The organism is Amycolatopsis sp. NPDC045836, assembly GCF_056431745.1.
This window is the reverse complement of the sequence record NZ_JBWKKF010000016.1, coordinates 136,157-152,689: the sequence shown is the minus strand read 5'-3', so window position 1 is coordinate 152,689 and position 16,533 is coordinate 136,157. Positions and strand designations below refer to the sequence as shown.

The window sequence follows — 16,533 nt, the reverse complement described above, 5'->3', positions numbered from 1 at the left end:
AACCACCCTTGTGGTTACGCCAGGCTAGGGAGCCGCCGCCGCAACCGTCAAACCACCCCCTGCCACTGCGCCGGAAACGCGTCGGCGGGGTCCGCCGCGGCCGCTATCCTTCCCCGCACCGAGGGGAGCGCCGATGGACCACACCGCGGTTCGCGTGGAGCAGTTGCGCCGCACCTTCCGCACCGGCAGGGGGAAACGCGCGAAGCACCACGTGGCGCTGGACGGGTTGTCGCTGTCGGTCGCCGCCGGTGAGGTGCACGGCCTGCTCGGGCCCAACGGAGCAGGCAAGACCACGTTGTGCAAGATCGTCTCCACCGTGCTGCTGCCCGATTCCGGCTCGGTCACCGTGCTCGGCCACGACGTGGTGCGCGAGGCCGCCGCGGTGCGGCCCCGCCTCGGGCTCGTCTTCGGCGGTGAACGCGGCCTCTACGGGCGCCTGACCGCCCGCCAGAACCTGCGCTACTGGGCCGCGCTGTACCGGCTGCCCGACGACCGCGCCGCCCGCCGGGCCGACGAGCTGCTCGACCGGTTCGGCCTCGGCGCCAAGGCGGGTGAACTGGTCGAAACCTTCTCCCGCGGCATGAAGCAGCGGCTGCACCTGGCGCGGGGGCTGATCGGCGATCCCGAGGTCGTCCTGTTCGACGAACCCACCATCGGCATGGACCCCGTCGCCGCCCGCGAATTCCGCGAGCTGGTCGGCGAACTGCGGGCCGGCGGGCTGACGATCCTGCTCACCACGCACGACATGGCCGAAGCCGAAGCGGTCTGCCAGCGGGTGACGCTGATCGACGAAGGCCGCGTGGTGGCCACCGAGACACCACGCGGGCTGGCCGCCATGTCGGCCAGGAACCGCCGGGTCGAGGCCGAGGACGTGCCCGCCCCGGCCGCCGCCAGGGTCCGGGAACTGCCCGGGGTGCTCGAAGTGACCGACCGCGAGGGACTGCTGTGCGTGCGGACCGACGGTGAGGCGTCGGCGCGGGCCGTGCTCGCGTCGCTGCTCGACGACGGAGTCCTCAGCGTGCGCGCGGTGCCGCCGACGCTCGAGGACGTCTACCTCGATCTGATCGGCCCCCGCGGCATGGGGCTGTGACCGGTGCGCGCCTACGTCACCGGCCTGCGGGTGCAGCTGTGGCTGATCCGCCGCCAGCCGGACGACCTGCTCAGCCTGTGCACCATTCCGTTCACCGCGGTGGTGCTGCTCTCGGTGGTGGTGCACGCCGCCCGCCCGGACCTGGTGGCCAACGCGCTGCTGGCGCCCGCGTTGATCGGGCTGTGGTCGTTCGCCATCGCGGTGGCGGGCGATCTGGTCCAGGTGGAGAAGTGGCTGGGCACGCTGGAGCTGACCCAGGCCGGGCCGACCCCGCCGCACCCGGTGCTGCTGGGCCGGATCTCCGCGGTGATGCTGCTCGGCGTGCTGCCGCTGGGTGAGACCTGGCTGCTCGGCTGGCTGCTGTTCGACCGCGTGCCCGAGGTGCACCACCCCGGCGTGTTCGCCGCGGCGATGGCGGTTTCGCTGTTCGCGATGGCGGGCACCGCGCTGGTGTTCTGCGCGGGGATGCTGCTCAGCCGCAACGGCGGGGTGTACCAGAACTTCCTGAGCTTCCCGATCTACCTGCTCTCCGGGGTGATGGTGCCGGTCTCCTACCTGCCCGACTTCCTGGAACCGCTGTCCTGGCTGGTGTTCCTGTCGTTCTCCGCCGAGCTGATGCGCGACGCGCTCGGCGCCGCCCCGGTCGAGCACGCGGGGCCCCGGCTGCTCGCGATCGGCGGGCTCGGCCTGGCCGGGCTGCTGGCGGGCTGGTTCCTGCTCAGCCTGGTGCTGCGCCTGCGGCGCACGCGGGGTGATGCGTGATGCGGGCGCAGTGGCGGGTGCTCAAGCACGCGGCCCTGGCCTCCTACGCCGACTTCTCCGCCTTCTACACCTGGCGCACCTGGACCTTCACCTGGCTGGCCCGCCTGCTCGTCCAGGTCTGCTTCTACGCGCTGATCGGGCGGCTGCTCGGCTCGGCCGAGCAGGTGGAGTACCTGCTCGTGGGCAACGCCGTCGCCGTGGTGAGCATCGACGCCACCGTGGTCATCCTGCTGGCCATCGGCGAACGGCGGGCGGGCACGCTGGCGCTGATGGTCGCCGCCCCGTCCACCCACGTGACCGTCTACCTGGGCCGCGGGCTGCACCACCTGGCCGCCGGGATCACCGCGGCGACCGTGGCCTTCTTCGTGCTGCCACCGCTGTTCGGCGTCACGCTGCCGCAGCCGCGTGCCCTGCTCGTGCCGCTGATGATCGCGGTGGTGGGCCTGGCCTGCTACTGCTACGGCACCTTCGTCGCCTCGCTGGTGCTCGGCTTCCCCGGCGTGCGCTGGGTCGCCCTCAACGTCAGCTACCTGACGCTGATGACCTTCTGCGGGGTCAGCGTGCCCACCTCGTTCTGGCCGGGCTGGCTGGAGGCGATCTGCGCCGCGCTGCCGATGACCCACGGCCTGGCCGCGATCCGCGCCACCCTCGACGGCGCCGCCCCGGGCACCGTGCTCGCCGGACTGGGTCTCGAACTCGCCGTCGCCCTCGGCTGGCTCGTGCTGGCGGCGCTGTCCTTCGGCCGCATGGTCCGGCGCGGCCGCGTGACCGGGGAGATCGAGTTCGGCACCTGACCACCCAGAATACGTGAAGCACTTCCTTTATCTCTTTCGCTGCCGTACCTTGTCCACGTTCGTGCATACGTAGTCAAACTTGGGAGCGGACGATGGTGGTTTCCCGGCGGTCTTTCCTGCTCGGCACCGGCGCGGCGCTCGCGGGCGCGGCGGTGCTGCCGCCCGCGCCGGTGGCCGCCGCCCCGGGCTCGGCGTCCTGGCTGGCCGACGCCGTGCTCTACCAGCTCTACCCGCAGAGCTTCCAGGACACCGACGGCAGCGGGATCGGCGACCTGGCCGGCATCGTCGAGCGCCTCGACCACCTGCGCTGGCTCGGGGTGGACACGCTGTGGGTCAACCCGGTCTTCCCCTCCGCGTTCACCGACGGCGGTTACGACGTCACCGACTACGTGGGCGTCCACCCGCGCTACGGCGACGAAGAGGACGTCTCCCGCCTGGTCGGCGCCGCCCGGCGCCGGGGCATCCGCGTGCTGTTCGACCTCGTCGCCGGTCACTCGTCCGACCAGCACCCGTGGTTCCTGAACTCGTTGCGGGACTTCACCGACGACCGCTACATCTGGGCGACGCCCGAACAGCTGCCCGCCGACGGCTCGCTGCCCGAACAGTTCGTCGCTTCGCCGGGACCCCGACCCGGCGCCTTCCGGATGAACTACTACCCCACGCAACCCGCCCTCAACTACGGCTACGCGCGGATGAACCCCGCCGAGCCGTGGCGGCTGCCCGTCGACGCCGACGGCCCGCGGGCCAACCGGGCCGCGATGCGCGCGGTCCTGGACCACTGGCTCCGGCTCGGGGTTTCCGGCTTCCGCTGCGACATGGCCGCGACCCTGGTCAAGGACGACCCCGGCTGGGTGGAAACCGGCAAGCTGTGGGGTGAACTGCGCGCGTGGGCGGGCCGCCGCCACCCCGGCGCCGTGCTCGTCTCCGAATGGGGCGATCCCGCGACATCGGTGCCCGCGGGCTTCGACGGCGACTTCTACCTGCCCGTCAACGGTCCCGGCGACGGAGCACCGTGGCGGTCGCTGTGGCGCGACAACCCCTACTTCGACGCGTCCGGTGGCGGCACGGCAAAAACCTTCGTCGACGCCTGGACCACCGCGACGAAGGCCATCGGCAGCGGCGGGCACACGATCATGCCGATCGCCAACCACGACAGCGCGACCCGGCTGAACAACGGCGTCCGCACGCCGGCGGAGTTCCCCGCGGCGTGGACGTTCCTGCTGACCTGGCCGACCGTGCCCGCCATCTACTACGGCGAGGAGATCGGCCTGCGCGCGGTCGGCGGCCTGCCCGAGGTCGAAGGCAGCGCCGGACGGCAGAACAACCGCACGCCGATGCAGTGGGATTCCGGGCCCAACGCCGGTTTCTCCACCGCGCCCGCCGACCGGCTCTACCTCCCGATCGACCCCGACCCGAACCGGCCGACCGTCGAAGCGCAGCTCCGCGACCGCGGGTCCCTGCTGCACTTCGTCCGGCGGCTGCTCGCCCTGCGCAAGCGGCACCCCGAACTCGGCACCCGGAGCCCGGTCCGGGTTTTCGACGACGGTTACCCGCTGACCTACCTGCGCGGTGACCGCTTCCTCGTCACCCTCAACCCCCGCCGGGACGCCGCCACCACCGCCGTGCCCGACCGCCGGTTGCGCCACGCCCGCCCGGTCGAAAGCAGCGGCGTGCGCGTCGACGGCGAAACCCTGGCCGTCGGCGGGTTCGGTTACGCGATCCTCGACCTGCGGCGGTGATTCCCTTGACACCGGCTTCCACCGCGGTCAGGTTGAAGTGGTGGAGCTGGAAATAACCGGTGCGGACCCGGTCGAGGCCGCTGTCGAAGACGAACTGATCATTCGCCTGCCGGAGAACGCGACCACCGGATACGTGTGGGTCCTCGAATTGTCCGGCACCGGCCTGGAAACGGCGGGCAGCGAAAGGCACCACACCGCGAAGGCCGGGGTGGGCGCGGGCGGGGAACGGGAATTCCGGCTGCGGGCGACCGCGCCGGGTCGCTGCGAAGTGGCGCTACGGCTGAACCGGGAATGGGAATCCGTCCCACTCGAAGAACGCCGCATTTCGGTGACCGTGGCGGAGCCGGGGAGCCCGGACCGTCGTCCGGGCTCCCCGGGTGCTCACCACAGGTAGACCTCGTAGATCATGCCGTCCGCTTCCTCCCGGAAGCTGACCGTGCGATTGGTCTGCCGGGCCTGGCTGCACAACGTCACCAAGGCCGCGTACGCGCCGTCGCGTCCATTGTAGATCTTCCGCCAGCCGAGGCCCACGACGCGGACCCAGGCGTTGCGGGTCTCGTCCACCGACCACAGCGCGTCGATCTTGACGTTGTTGCGCCAGGTGCCGGTGACCTCGGTGACCGTTTCCGCGGCGGCCGAGGGCAGCGCCGTCGGTCCCGCGAGCGGGGTGGATTCCGTGACCAGCGCGGCGATCTGGGCGTCGCTGATGGCGGTCGGGGCCGACGTGCCCGGCACGTCGACGTCGGAGGTGCCCTGGACCGCGGGCGGGGTGAGCGTCGGTGCCGATCGGTGATTCGACATGATCCTCCTTACCAGGCGTAGATTTGCTTCACACTGCCGTTGTCCTCGAACAACCCGACCGGCTGCCCGGCGCCCTTCGCCGCGGCCAGTTCGTCGAGCATGGCGTGCGAGGTGACCGGTGAACCGCTGTCGAGCTTGAGCCAGCCGCGCTGCGCACCGTAGGTCCACACGTTGGCGTCGGCCTCGTTGCTCCACAGGCCCTGGATCTGCTGGTTGGGCAGCCAGGCGCGGATGTTCACGCCGTACACGGCACAGGTTTGGTAGGTTTCGATCCCGCATTCCCCGTAGGCGATGCGGAAGTAACCGGACTCACCCCAGCCGGTGCCCCAGCTGTTGCGGGCGATCCAGCACCCGGCGGCGTCGTCGTAGCCGATCAGGACGACGCAGTGCCCACCGGCCAGGTCCCCGGTGACGTGGCGGTAGACCCCGCTCCGGTAGCTGAAGAAATCCTGGTAGACGTTGAAGCAGGCGACCACGGAACCGTAGGTGGCGATGGATTCCTTCATCTTCGGGCCGTTGCCGGAAATCGTTTCGAAGCTGGTCACCTTGGCCAGCCGGTTCGGCCAGTCGGCGTTCAGGTTCGCGCAGTTCTGGTCCCCGGCGGTGTACGGGTAGTAGTCCTCGAAGGTGATCCCCTTGTCGCGGGCCGCGATCAGCGCCCGGTCCGGCCACCAGCCGTTCCCGCAGTTCCGGCCTTCGGCCCGGCCGTGGCAGTAGAACAGCTGGGCTTCCGAGAGGTCCACCGGCAGCTGCGTCCGGCGGGTGAATCGGAAGACGGTCTCCATGGCCGCGGCCGCGCCGAAGGCCACGCAGGAACCACAACCGCCCTGGTCCTTGACGGCGGTGTCGTAGCTGACGCCGCTCACGTTCCGCAGGTCGAACGCGGTCGGCGCGCCCGCCGCCTGGAAGCCGCCCACGGTGGCGGCCACGGCTTCGTCGTGGTCGGGAAGTTCGGGCCGGGGCGGCACCCCCAGCCGGATGACGCGTTCGGGCTCCTCCATGGCGGTCATCGAGGTGAGCCCACTGTCCCACGGCTGCCCGGCCTCGGCCAGCGCGCTGCGCAGGTCGTCGAGATCCAGTGGCCGCAATGATTCCGGTTTTTCGGGCATGACGATTCCTCAAAATGAGAGTCGGGTTTTCACCGCGAATGCGATCAGTTCTCCGGATTACCGGCTCGGCGGTGAGAGCGCAACAAAGTAGGACCTCCCCGGCCTGGTCCCCGGAGTACGGAGAACGTCGCAACCTCAGTAGTACGCTTGCCGAAGCCCTTTGTCCATAGGCCACCGACCTGGACTTCCGCGGACTCCGGAGAGCACCGGATGGGAGTCGTTCCGATGTGCTAATGCGCGTCAATGCCGAATTGCTTGGACGCAGGCAAACAACAATGTGACCGGAAAGAGAGAGTCAGCTGTCGGCTTCGTAACCGCGGAGCGCGTGGAACAGGTCGTAGCGGGCCGACGGACCGGTCAGCAGCGCCCGGCCGAGGAGGGCTTCCACCCGGGCCAGGCGCTTGCGCAGGCCGTGCCCGGACAGCCCCAGTGCGGTCGCCACCGGGGTCGTGCGCAGGTCGTGCTGGAACCAGGTCCGCACGGTGGTCAGCAGCACCCGCCGGTCGTCGGCCAGCAGCGGAGCCAGCTGGACCCCGGCCCAGCGCCGGATTTCCGGGCGGTTCAGCAGTTCGCCGAGTTCGATCGGCTCGGTCGCGGCGTAGGGGTGCGGCCGCTCGTCCACCAACTGCAACGCCAGGTGGAGTTCGGCCTGGGTGGCGAAGCGGGTGAGGTCGCGGCGCAGTTCGGCACCGATGCGATGCAGGCGCGCGGAAAGCGTGTTCCGGTGGATCTTCAGCTGTGACGCCGCCCTGGCACCGAAATCGAGCCACGACAGCAACGTGGCCAGCAGTTCGAAGGTGTCGGGGTCCTGGGCACGGGCGGGCCGGTGAGCCAGCAGCGGCGCCAGCGTGCTCGCGGCCCACGCCTGCCCGGCGTGCCCCAGCAACTCGGCCAGCTCGGTGCGGGGCGAGAACCGGGCGTAGCGCTCGGGCCGGTGGCGGGCCACCGACAGGGCGTGGAACGCCTGCTTGTAGCCGACCGGAAGGTCTCGCAGCGCGACCCGCTGCCCGACGCCCATCCGGATCCCGGGCACCGTTTCGGCCAGTTCCCGGATCAGGCGGCTCGGGGCCGGGCCGGTGCCTTCCCCGTCATCACCCGGCTCGGCCGGGGAGATGACGATGACGTGCCCGCTGTACACCGGGCACGGCACCACCCAGGCGGCCTCGCCGAAGACTTCCCGGCACCGCGGGGAAAGCCGGTCGCGGGACCCGGGGGCAGCCGCGATCACGTGGACCCGGGCCGGCTCGGGCAGTGGTGGACGGAGCACCGCCGCGGTCCGGCGGGCGCCGGAGAGGTGTCCCACCATGAGCAGGTGCAGCACCGCTTCGCGCATCGCCGCGTCGGCCTGCCCGAAGCGCTCGGCACGCTGCTCGGCGAGCGCGGCGCGCCAGCACAGCCAGAGCGGATCCACCGCGGCGGCGAGCAAGCCGCGGTGCTGCGCGGTCAGCGGACCCCGGCGCGCCACGACGAGCACCGGCCGCTCGGGGGGTGGCCCCACCGGCAGTACCGCGATCTCCTGCCCCGCCGCGTGCACGGCGGCGGAGTCGACGTGCCCGGCCCGCACCCTGAGCACGTCCTCGGCGAGGTCCTGCTCGATCAGGCGCAGGAGTGGCCCGGAGTCCGGCGGGACCGCCTGCCCCTCACCCGGTCCCGCGAGCACCACCTGCGCCCCGCACCGGTGCGCCAGCAGTTCCAGCACCCGCCGCACGCCGTCCGGGCCGGACGCCTGCCGGTACACCAGGCGCAGGTGCTCGTGGTCGGACCGGCTGGGCATCGCGGGCAGCTCCTACGCCTTCGTCCTGTCGCCCCGCCGGCACAGCGGACGGTGACCGGATGCCGGTCGCACTGTGCACATCGACACTGGGGGCGGCTCGCCTCGGCAGTCTAGCGTTCCCGGTGACGCCGGAAGGGGCACCGAGGGAAGAAGGCCGATGACCACCAGGTTGCTGCTGCCGAGGACCGCGAGATCGGGGGGTCGCACGGAGTTCCGGGTGCTGGGCCCGGTGGAGGTCCGATCCGGTGACCGGCTGCGCGTGGTGTCCGGGCGGCTGCAGCGGACCCTGCTGGGCACGCTGCTCGCCCGGTCCAACCGGCTGGTGGCGGTGGACCTGCTCACCGACGCGCTGTGGGACGGGGGCCGTGATCCGCGGGCCGTGCGGAAGCTGCAGGTGCACGTGCACCGGTTGCGCGGGGTGCTCGACGACCCCGATCGGCTGTCGTTCCACACCGTCGGCTACCAGCTGCGGGTCCGGGCGGGCGAAGTGGACGCCGACCGCTTCGACGCGTTGCTCGAGACGGGTTTGGCGTTGGTGGACCGGGAGCCCCAGCGCGCCATCGAGTCGTTGCGGGCGGCACTGGCGCTGTGGCGCGGTACGCCGTTCGCGGATTTGCGGGTGACGCCGCTGACCGACTGGAGCCGTCGCCTGGTCGAACGCCGGCTCACCGCGACCGAAGCGCTCCACCAGGCCCAGTTGAACGCGGGTCTGCACGAAGCGATCCTCGGCGAGCTCACCGACTTCCTGACTGAACACCCGCTGCGGGAACGAGCGCACCTGCTGCTGGTGACCGCGCTGCACAACGCCGGTCGCCGGGCCGAGGCGCTGGCGGCCTACCGGCGGGCCCGGCACACGATGGTCAGCGAACTGGGCCTCGAACCCGGCCCGGAGTTGCGTGAACTCCATCGCCGCGTGCTGAACGGCGACCTCGTGCGGTCCCGTGAACTACCGGTCGACGTGCCCGGCTTCACCGGCAGGCAGGAGGAGCTGGCTGAGCTGGACAGCCTGCTGCCGGACGGGATCTCACTGGTGACCGGTGCGGCGGGGGCGGGCAAGACCGCGCTGGCCGTGCACTGGGCACACCGGCGGCGGAACAGTTTCCCGGACGGCAGGCTCTACGTGGACCTGCGCGGGCCGGTCTCCCCTTCGGACGCGCTCGCCGGCCTCCTGCGCACGCTCGGTGTGGTGGACGTGCCCGAAGCCCTCGCCGAACGCGCGGCCCGCTTCCGCTCCCTGGTCGACGGGCGCCGGATGCTGCTCCTGCTGGACAACGCGGGCAGCGCCGAGCAGGTGCGCCCGCTGCTGCCGGGTTCGGCCTCCTGCTTCACCTTGGTGACCAGCCGCGACCCGCTGACCGGCCTCGCCGCCCGCGACGGCGCCCACCGAATCAAACTCCACCGCCTCCCGCCCGCGACCCCGGCGACGAGCTGATCGCGGCCCAGCACTACCCGCTATTCCCCGTGGAATGAGATCGCGCACCTCGAACTGCGCCCCGAAAATGGTGCGCGATCGCCTTTCCGGAATCATCGTCGGGCCGAACGGCCGCCAGCCCTGCGCCGCCCTCGTATTCCGAAGCGGTGAAAGAACCGAAGCAACCCCTCGTGGGCCGGGCGGGGCTCGAACCCGCGGCCAAGGGATTATGAGTCCCCTGCTCTGACCAACTGAGCTACCGGCCCCACACGACTGCGGGCGCGATGGGACCCCCGCGGATCGCCCGTCGAACTTACCGCATCGCGGGGTGGGTGACGTCGCTAGGGTGAGGGCGTGCCCGAACCGACGGACAGCCCCACCGCGTGGGTGGCCCAGCACGTGCGGCGCTACCTCGAGACCGGCGGCGAGCAGGGTGGCGTGTTCCACGGCGTGCCCGCGTTGCTGCTCACCACCCGTGGGCGCAAGAGCGGCCGGCTGCGGCGCACCGCCCTCTACTACGGCGAGGACGGCGGCCGGTACGTCGTGGTCGCCTCCAACGGCGGGGCCGCCCGACACCCCGCGTGGTACCTCAACCTGACCGCCGAGCCGGAGGTCACCGTGCAGGTGGGGGCCGAGGAGTTCACCGCCGTCGCGGCGCGCGCCGAGGGGGCCGAGCGGGACCGGCTGTGGGAGGCGATGGTGGAACTGTTTCCCACCTACCGCTCCTACCGAGCAAAAACCGACCGCGAAATACCACTGGTGGTCCTGACCCGGAAATAGGGTCTTCCGCCCTCACCCGACCGGGCGGGCGAGTAACACCGCGCGGATTGGTGGCGAGTTATCCGGCACATCAACCGCGCGGGAGGACCACCATGGCCGTTACTCGTCGCACCTTCCTCCTGCTCGTGGCGGTGGTCCTGCTGGCCGCGACCGGAGTGGCCGTCGTCGTGCTGACCGGGTCGAAGGCGGAAACGGCGGCCACACCACCCTCGGTGTGCGCAGATTCGTCGGAGCAGCCACCTTGCGTGCGCAAGAGCACGCCCGCCCGGGCGGCGGCGCCGACCACGACCACCACCCGCAACTACTACACGCCGGACGCCGGTGACTTCGGCATCCAGCTCAACGTGACGTCGAAGAAGTGCTTCGGCTCGGCCGGTTGCTCACTCGAGTATTCGATCAAGCCGGAGTACCGCGGCGCGGAACTCGACCCTTCGATCACCTACACCGTCACCTACGAGGTGAGCGGCGGAGAAGACGGTGCCCAAATCGGCTCCTTCCGGGTCACCGGGGACACCGCCTCGTACACGCCCGAGGAGTCGATCTCCACGAAGTCGTCGAAGCAGGAGTTGTCGGTGAAGGTGACCTCGGTGTCGGAGCGGTGAGTCAGCGGGTTCGGAAAGCGGCCACCGCCGTGTGCTGCGGCTGGGTGACCTCCAGCGAGTACAGCACCTCCGCGGTCAGCGCCCCCGCCGGGACCGGCAGCACGTACGGCCGCGCCGGGTCGACCCGTTGCTCCCCGTACGCGGCCAGCTCGGCGCTCCCCGCTTCCGGGGTCGGCCCGAAGAACTTCGTGTGGTGCACGGTGAACGAGACGAAGCCCAGGCTCACCACCAGGTCGGCGGGGACCGCCGGGCAGACGAGGGTCTTGGACACGTAGGTGCCCGGGGTCAGTTCCACGCTGTGCTCCTCGTTGTCGACCGCCGCGGCGGTGGCGCCGAGGTCCCACGGCGTCACGTCGTCGCAGGACGGGTTGGGCATCACGGACAGGTGCAGGTGCTTGGTGTGCGGGTTCTCCCCGTGGTACGGCCGCCACACCCACGGGCTGGTCCGCGAGTCCACGATCCGGTCGTCCCAGATCACGTACTTGATCCGCCGGTCCCGCACCTCGACCAGCCGCGCGGCCAGCCAGTGGCAGTCGAGCCCGCCCGCCGGGTCGTGGGTGAAGTCCCGGGCGGTCACGATGCCCGGGCCGTACCACGGGTTGTGGTCGCTGTCACGGTTCTGGTGCGCGCCGTCCCCGATCGAGCCGTCGCTGGCCCGGTTGCGGTCCGGGGCCAGCGCGTCCAGTTGCGCCAGCAGTTCCTGCAGTGCGTTCGCCACTCGCCACGCCATGCCGACTACTACGCGCCCGGCTCACCGGTGGATCACCCGGAGATCGGCAACTTCGCTCCGTCACGCAGGAACAACGGGATGCGGTCGAGCGGGGCGTCGACCCGGCCGCCGCTGCACACCTCGCCCGTCCACGCGTCCGTCCACGTCGCCCCCGGCGGCAGGTACACCTCGCGCGTGGTGGCGCCCGCGTGCAGCACCGGGGCGACCAGCAGGTCCGGGCCGAACAGGAACTCATCGTCGACCGCCCAGGAACCGGCGTCCTCCGGGAACTCCACGAACAGCGGGCGCATCGGCGGCGTGCCGTGCTCGTGGGCGGTGCGCATCTGGGTCATCAGGTACGGGCGCAGGCGTTCCCGCAGCCACAGCGACTGCGCGATCAGCTCCCCCGCCACCTCCCCGTAGCTCCACACCTCGTTCGGCCCGCCGGTCATGTCCGGTCCGAACGACCCGCGCGGCTCCCGCACCCCGTGCAACCGGAACAGCGGGCAGCACACCCCGTACTGGAACCACCGCACCATCAGCTCCCGGTACTCCGGCGACTCCGGGTCACCGCCGTGGAAACCGCCGATGTCCGTGGTCCACCACGGGATGCCGGAAACCGCCACGTTCAGCCCGGCCCGCACCTGCGCCCGCAGCGAAGCCCAGGTGGCCGGGATGTCACCCGACCACAACGCGGCGCCGTAGCGCTGGCTGCCCGCCCACGCCGACCGGCACAGCAGCACCACGTCGTCGGCGCCGGCGGCGCGACCGCCCTCGTGGAAGGTCTGCGCGCTCGCCAGCGGGTACAGGTTCGCCACCTCGGTCCCCGGTCCACTGTGGAAGCTCAGGTTGTGCGGGTGCCCCGGCTGCAACTCGGGTTCGCAGGCGTCCAGCCAGAACGCCCGCACCCCGCGGTCGTAGTAGTTCCGCTTGACCACCGACCAGACGAACTCGCGTGCCGCCGGATTGGTCGGGTCGTAGAAGGTGACCGGCATCTCGACGTCGAAACCCTTGTCGTGCCACGGCGCGTGCACCGGCACCCCGTGTTCGGTGCCGACCAGCAGCCCCCGGTCGCGCAGCTCGGGGTAGTTCGCGCTCAGCGGGCTCACCGACGGCCAGATCGACACCATCAGCCGGATGCCCAGCGAGTCCAGTTCGGCGATCATCGCGTCCGGGTCGGGCCACTCGGCCGGGTCGAACCGCCAGTCGCCGAGGTGCGTCCAGTGGAAGAAGTCCGCCACCAGCACCGACATCGGCAGGCCGCGGCGCTTGTGCTCCCTGGCCACCGCGAGCAGCTCCGCCTGGCTGCGGTAACGCAGCTTCGACTGCCAGAACCCGCTCGCCCACTCCGGCAGCATCGGCGCGTGCCCGGTCGCGTCGGCGTAGCGGGACAGGACCTGCGACGGCGAACCGGCCGTGACCCAGTAGTCGATCTGCCGCGCCGAGTCGGCGACCCACCGCGTGCCGTTCTCCGCCAGCTCCACCCGGCCGAGGGCGGGCGAATTCCACAGCAGGCCGTAGCCCCGGCTCGAGAGCACGAACGGGATCGACACCTCACCGTTGCGCTGCACCAGGTCGAGCACCATGCCCTTCTGGTCCAGCCGCCCGTGCGTGTGCTGCCCGAGGCCGAAGAACCGCTCCCCTTCGTAGGCGTGGAAACGCTGCTCCAGCCGGGCGTAGCCGCCACCGCGTTCCTCACGCAGGCGCGGGCCGGGCCACCAGAAGTGCGCACGCTGCTCGGAGAACAACTCGGCGCCGTCGTCCGTGCGCGTGAACGACAGCACCGGCACCACGCCGGTGTCGGTGCCGACCAGGTCCACCGCAGCGGTCAGGGCACCGTTGACCACCCGATGCTCCGTTTCCTGCACCTCGGACGGTTTCGGGGCGACCAGCGCGCCCGGCACGTCGTCGACGATCCGGTGCCTGCCCACGCGCACGCGCAGGCTGTCCGGGCCCCACGGCTCGATCCGGATCACTTCGTGGCGCACCCGCACTTCGATCATGCACACTCCCTAGTCCTTGAGCGCGCCGCCGGTGACCCCGGCGACCACGTACCGCTGCGCGATCACCAGCAGCACCGCCGCCGGGATCGAAGCCAGCACCGCGGTGGCCAGCACCGCGTTCCAGTCCGCGCTCTGGTTGCCGATGAACCGGTAGATGCCGACCGTGATCGGCTCGATCCCCCGTCCCGTGGTGAGCGTGACGGCGAACAGGAAGTCGGCCCAGGCGAACAGGAACGAGAACAGCCCGGCGGTGACCATGGCGTTGCGGCTGACCGGCACGATGATCGAGGCGAACACCCGCCAGTACCCGGCGCCGTCCACCCTGGCCGCCTCCGGCAGCTCACGCGGGATGGCGAGCATGAACGCCCGCAGCACCAGCACCGCGAACGGGATGGTCGCGGTGGAGTCGGCCAGCACCAGGCCCGCGTAGCTGTCGATCAGGGAGAACTCGCTGAACAGGGTGTAGAGCGAGTTCGCCATCACCGGCCCCGGCACCATCTGCACGATCAGCAGCGCGAAGACGAACGCCTGCACGCCGCGGACACGCAGTTGCGCCAGGGCGTAGGCGGCGGGCACGGCGATCACCAGCGACACCACCACGGTGCCCGCCGCGACCGCCAGGCTGGCCAGCAGGTGCGAGCCCTGGGTGGCCAGCGCGCTGCGGTAACCGTCGAGCGTGCCGTGCACCGGCACCCAGTCCGGTGACGGCTTGAGCAGCGAACCCGCCGGCTGCAGCGACGCGTTGACCATCCAGTACAGCGGGAACAGCAGCACGATCACCACCGCGGTGCCCGCCGCGGTGCGCAGGTACCGGGTCACCGCTGCGCCTCCGCCAGCTGGGCCCGCGCCGAACGCAGGTAGAGCAGGCCGAACGCGGTGGCCACGAGCACCAGCAGGTTGCCCACCGCCGCGCCCTGCCCGAAGGCGAAGTCCCCGTCGAAGGAGAGCTGGTAGGCCCAGGTGGTCAGGGTCTGCGTGGCGTTGGCCGGGCCGCCGCCGGTGACCACCATGATCACGTCGAACACCTTGATCGTGTAGACCAGCCCGAGCATCAGCACCACCGCGGTGACCGGGCGCAGCAGCGGCCAGGTGACGTGCCGGAACCGCTGCCAGGCACCCGCCCCGTCCAGTGCCGCCGCCTCGTAGAGCGACGCCGGGATGGCCCGCAGGCCGCCGTGCAGGATGACCAGGTTGAACGGGATGCCGATCCAGATGTTCACCAGGACGACCGCGGGCAGCGCCCAGCCGGGATCGGTCAGCCACGGCGTCGGCCCGTCGGCGAGGCCGGCCGCCCGCAAGGCCGCGTTGAGCACGCCGTGGTCCTGGTCCAGCATCCACCGCCAGACCGCGCCGCTGACCACCAGCGGCAGCAGCCACGGCAGCAACAGCAGTGACCGCAGCAGTCCGCTCAACGGGAACCGGCCGCTGAAGAACACCGCCAGCGCCAGGCCGATGGTGAACTGGAAGAAGATCGACGCGACGGTGAACACGGCGGTGTTGAGCACCGCCGTGCCGAACAGCGGGTCGCTGAGCACCGCCGCGTAGTTGTCCAGCCCGGCGAACGGCGCTTCGCCGGTGTAGAACGAGCGGACCGAGTACTCACGCAGGCTCATCGAGACGTTGTTGACCAGCGGGTACCCGAAGAACAACAGCACGTACAGCAGAGCGGGCAGCAGGAAGGCCCAGCGCGAGGCGCCCAGCCTCACGGCCTGCCCGCCTGCTCCTGCGCCGCCCGCAGCGCGTCCTCGGGCGACTGCTGCCCGGCCAGCACCGACTGCAGTGCCCCGCCGAGCGCCTGTGAGACCGTCGAGTACTTCTCACCCAGTTCGGCGGTCCGGGACCGCGCCGTCTCCACCTCGGTGACGAACGGCTGCATGGCCGGGTTCTCCTGGCCGAACCGCTTCGCCACGCCGGCCTTCGACGGGACGTAGGCGTGCGCCTTGTCCCAGGCGACCATGTTGGGTTCGCTGAGGATGCAGCCGAGCACCTTCGCCGCGGCCTGCTGGCGGTCGGCGCCGGTGGCCGGGATGGCGCCGACCTCACCGCCGAGCGCGACCACCGGGGCGACCCCGGCCCGCGGCGTCGGGATCGGGACCACGCCGTAGTCCAGCCCGGCCGTCTCGTCCAGCCGCGCCAGGTTCCACGAGCCGTTGACCATCATCGCCGCGTTGCCGGTGACGAACTGGTCGGCCACGTCGTTCTGGTTCCAGTTGAGCACCGACTTCGACGCCGAGCCCGCGGTCACCAGGTCGCTGACGAAGCGCATCGCCTCGACGGACTGCGGGGAGTCCAGCTGCGCCAGATCGGCGCCGTTGCTCCAGAAGAACGGCAGGAACTGCCACACGCCCTCTTCGGTGGCCAGCGCGGAGAACGCCAGGCCGTACCTGCCGTCGGCGGTCAGCGCGGCGGCTGCGGCCTTGAGCTGCTCCCAGGTCTGCGGCGGCTCGATCCCCTTTTGCTGCAACAAGTCCTTGTGGTAGATCAGCGCCAGCCCGTTCACCCCCGGCGCGAGGCCGTACACCTTGTCCTGGTAGGTCCCGGCCTTGACGATGCCGGGGAAGTACCCGTCGGTGGAGATGCCGTAGTCGGTCAGCGGGGTGAGCGCGCCGGTGGCGGCGATCTGCTGCAGCGACGGGTTGTCCGCGAACAGCAGGTCCGGCAGCGTGCGCGAACTGGCGTCCTTGAGGATCTTGGGCAGCAGCTGGTCGGTCGGCACGGTCTGCCGGGTGACCTTGATCCCGGTTTCGGCGGCGCAGGTGTCCAGCACCTGCTGCCACGCCTTGCTGCCCTGCTGGTCGGCGTAGTAGTCCAGGGCGGTGATCTCCCCCGCGGCCCGCCCGGGTTCGCCGGGACCGCAGGCGGCGAGCAAGAGTGCGCTGAGCGCGCTGACGACGAGGGTTCGAGCTGCACTGCTCATCTGGTCCTCCGTTGATCGAAGCGCTTCGAAACACCGCGGGCG

The 16,533-nt window shown here is 71.1% G+C and carries 16 protein-coding genes and 1 tRNA gene; 8 read left to right on the top strand and 9 right to left on the bottom strand.

Going from position 1 to position 16,533, the window contains the following annotated elements; all coding sequences use genetic code 11:
* Nucleotides 1–133: 133 nt before the first annotated feature.
* From AC07EG_RS28715 to AC07EG_RS28695, 5 genes are all read left to right on the top strand, one after another.
* Entirely contained in the window at nucleotides 134–1,090 is a 957-nt protein-coding gene (locus AC07EG_RS28715) for an ABC transporter ATP-binding protein (RefSeq protein ID WP_478256319.1), read from the top strand.
* A gap of 3 nt (nucleotides 1,091–1,093) precedes the next feature.
* Nucleotides 1,094–1,852, top strand: a complete 759-nt coding sequence (locus AC07EG_RS28710) for an ABC transporter permease (RefSeq protein ID WP_478256318.1) — start codon at nucleotides 1,094–1,096, stop codon at nucleotides 1,850–1,852.
* A complete protein-coding gene (locus AC07EG_RS28705) occupies nucleotides 1,852–2,646 on the top strand; it encodes an ABC transporter permease (RefSeq protein WP_478256317.1) in 795 nt (264 codons plus the stop codon). Before AC07EG_RS28710 ends, AC07EG_RS28705 begins: the two co-directional genes overlap by 1 nt.
* 92 nt (nucleotides 2,647–2,738) lie before the next feature.
* The gene (locus AC07EG_RS28700; protein ID WP_478256316.1) at nucleotides 2,739–4,385 is read left to right on the top strand and encodes an alpha-amylase family glycosyl hydrolase; all 1,647 of its coding nucleotides are present in this window, start codon (nucleotides 2,739–2,741) and stop codon (nucleotides 4,383–4,385) included.
* A 40-nt stretch (nucleotides 4,386–4,425) separates the two neighbouring features.
* Nucleotides 4,426–4,779 carry a protease inhibitor I42 family protein gene (locus tag AC07EG_RS28695; RefSeq protein WP_478256315.1) on the top strand — a complete coding sequence of 118 codons (354 nt, stop codon included), beginning with the start codon at nucleotides 4,426–4,428 and terminating at the stop codon, nucleotides 4,777–4,779.
* On the opposite strand, the gene AC07EG_RS28690 is transcribed toward AC07EG_RS28695, so the two are convergent.
* The 3 genes from AC07EG_RS28690 to AC07EG_RS28680 form a co-directional block, all read right to left on the bottom strand.
* Complete coding sequence (locus AC07EG_RS28690) at nucleotides 4,767–5,186, bottom strand: hypothetical protein (RefSeq protein ID WP_478256314.1); 420 nt, start codon at nucleotides 5,184–5,186, stop codon at nucleotides 4,767–4,769. The two genes, AC07EG_RS28695 and AC07EG_RS28690, sit on opposite strands and share 13 nt — an antisense overlap.
* Nucleotides 5,187–5,194: 8 nt before the next feature.
* Complete coding sequence (locus tag AC07EG_RS28685) at nucleotides 5,195–6,295, bottom strand: C1 family peptidase (protein WP_478256313.1); 1,101 nt, start codon at nucleotides 6,293–6,295, stop codon at nucleotides 5,195–5,197.
* Nucleotides 6,296–6,590: 295 nt separating this feature from the next.
* Complete coding sequence (locus AC07EG_RS28680) at nucleotides 6,591–8,069, bottom strand: PucR family transcriptional regulator (RefSeq protein WP_478256312.1); 1,479 nt, start codon at nucleotides 8,067–8,069, stop codon at nucleotides 6,591–6,593.
* A 157-nt stretch (nucleotides 8,070–8,226) separates the two neighbouring features.
* Here AC07EG_RS28680 and AC07EG_RS28675 point away from each other — a divergent pair, with 157 nt between their 5' ends.
* Entirely contained in the window at nucleotides 8,227–9,501 is a 1,275-nt protein-coding gene (locus tag AC07EG_RS28675; protein WP_478256311.1) for an AfsR/SARP family transcriptional regulator, read from the top strand.
* 171 nt (nucleotides 9,502–9,672) lie between these two features.
* Here the strand turns inward: AC07EG_RS28675 and AC07EG_RS28670 are convergent.
* Nucleotides 9,673–9,746: transfer RNA gene (locus AC07EG_RS28670), tRNA-Ile, on the bottom strand.
* Nucleotides 9,747–9,834: 88 nt separating this feature from the next.
* On the opposite strand from AC07EG_RS28670, the gene AC07EG_RS28665 reads away from it, so the two are divergent.
* Nucleotides 9,835–10,260 (top strand): nitroreductase family deazaflavin-dependent oxidoreductase, encoded by a 426-nt coding sequence (locus AC07EG_RS28665; protein WP_478256310.1) that lies wholly within the window; start codon nucleotides 9,835–9,837, stop codon nucleotides 10,258–10,260.
* A 92-nt stretch (nucleotides 10,261–10,352) separates the two neighbouring features.
* On the top strand, nucleotides 10,353–10,862 hold the full coding sequence (locus tag AC07EG_RS28660) for a hypothetical protein (protein WP_478256309.1): 510 nt from the start codon (nucleotides 10,353–10,355) through the stop codon (nucleotides 10,860–10,862).
* Between the two features lies 1 nt (nucleotide 10,863).
* Here AC07EG_RS28660 and AC07EG_RS28655 read toward each other — a convergent pair whose 3' ends face one another.
* From AC07EG_RS28655 to AC07EG_RS28635, 5 genes are read right to left on the bottom strand one after another with little or no spacing between them, the layout of a single operon-like run.
* A complete protein-coding gene (locus tag AC07EG_RS28655; protein WP_478256308.1) occupies nucleotides 10,864–11,592 on the bottom strand; it encodes a hypothetical protein in 729 nt (242 codons plus the stop codon).
* Between the two features lie 32 nt (nucleotides 11,593–11,624).
* Nucleotides 11,625–13,574 carry a glycoside hydrolase family 31 protein gene (locus tag AC07EG_RS28650; protein WP_478256307.1) on the bottom strand — a complete coding sequence of 650 codons (1,950 nt, stop codon included), beginning with the start codon at nucleotides 13,572–13,574 and terminating at the stop codon, nucleotides 11,625–11,627.
* Nucleotides 13,575–13,583: 9 nt separating this feature from the next.
* Entirely contained in the window at nucleotides 13,584–14,393 is an 810-nt protein-coding gene (locus tag AC07EG_RS28645; RefSeq protein ID WP_478256306.1) for a carbohydrate ABC transporter permease, read from the bottom strand.
* Nucleotides 14,390–15,280 (bottom strand): carbohydrate ABC transporter permease, encoded by an 891-nt coding sequence (locus AC07EG_RS28640; RefSeq protein ID WP_478256305.1) that lies wholly within the window; start codon nucleotides 15,278–15,280, stop codon nucleotides 14,390–14,392. Before AC07EG_RS28640 ends, AC07EG_RS28645 begins: the two co-directional genes overlap by 4 nt.
* The gene (locus tag AC07EG_RS28635; protein ID WP_478256304.1) at nucleotides 15,277–16,491 is read right to left on the bottom strand and encodes a sugar ABC transporter substrate-binding protein; all 1,215 of its coding nucleotides are present in this window, start codon (nucleotides 16,489–16,491) and stop codon (nucleotides 15,277–15,279) included. The genes AC07EG_RS28640 and AC07EG_RS28635 overlap by 4 nt, the downstream gene beginning before the upstream one ends.
* Between the last annotated feature and the right edge of the window lie 42 nt (nucleotides 16,492–16,533).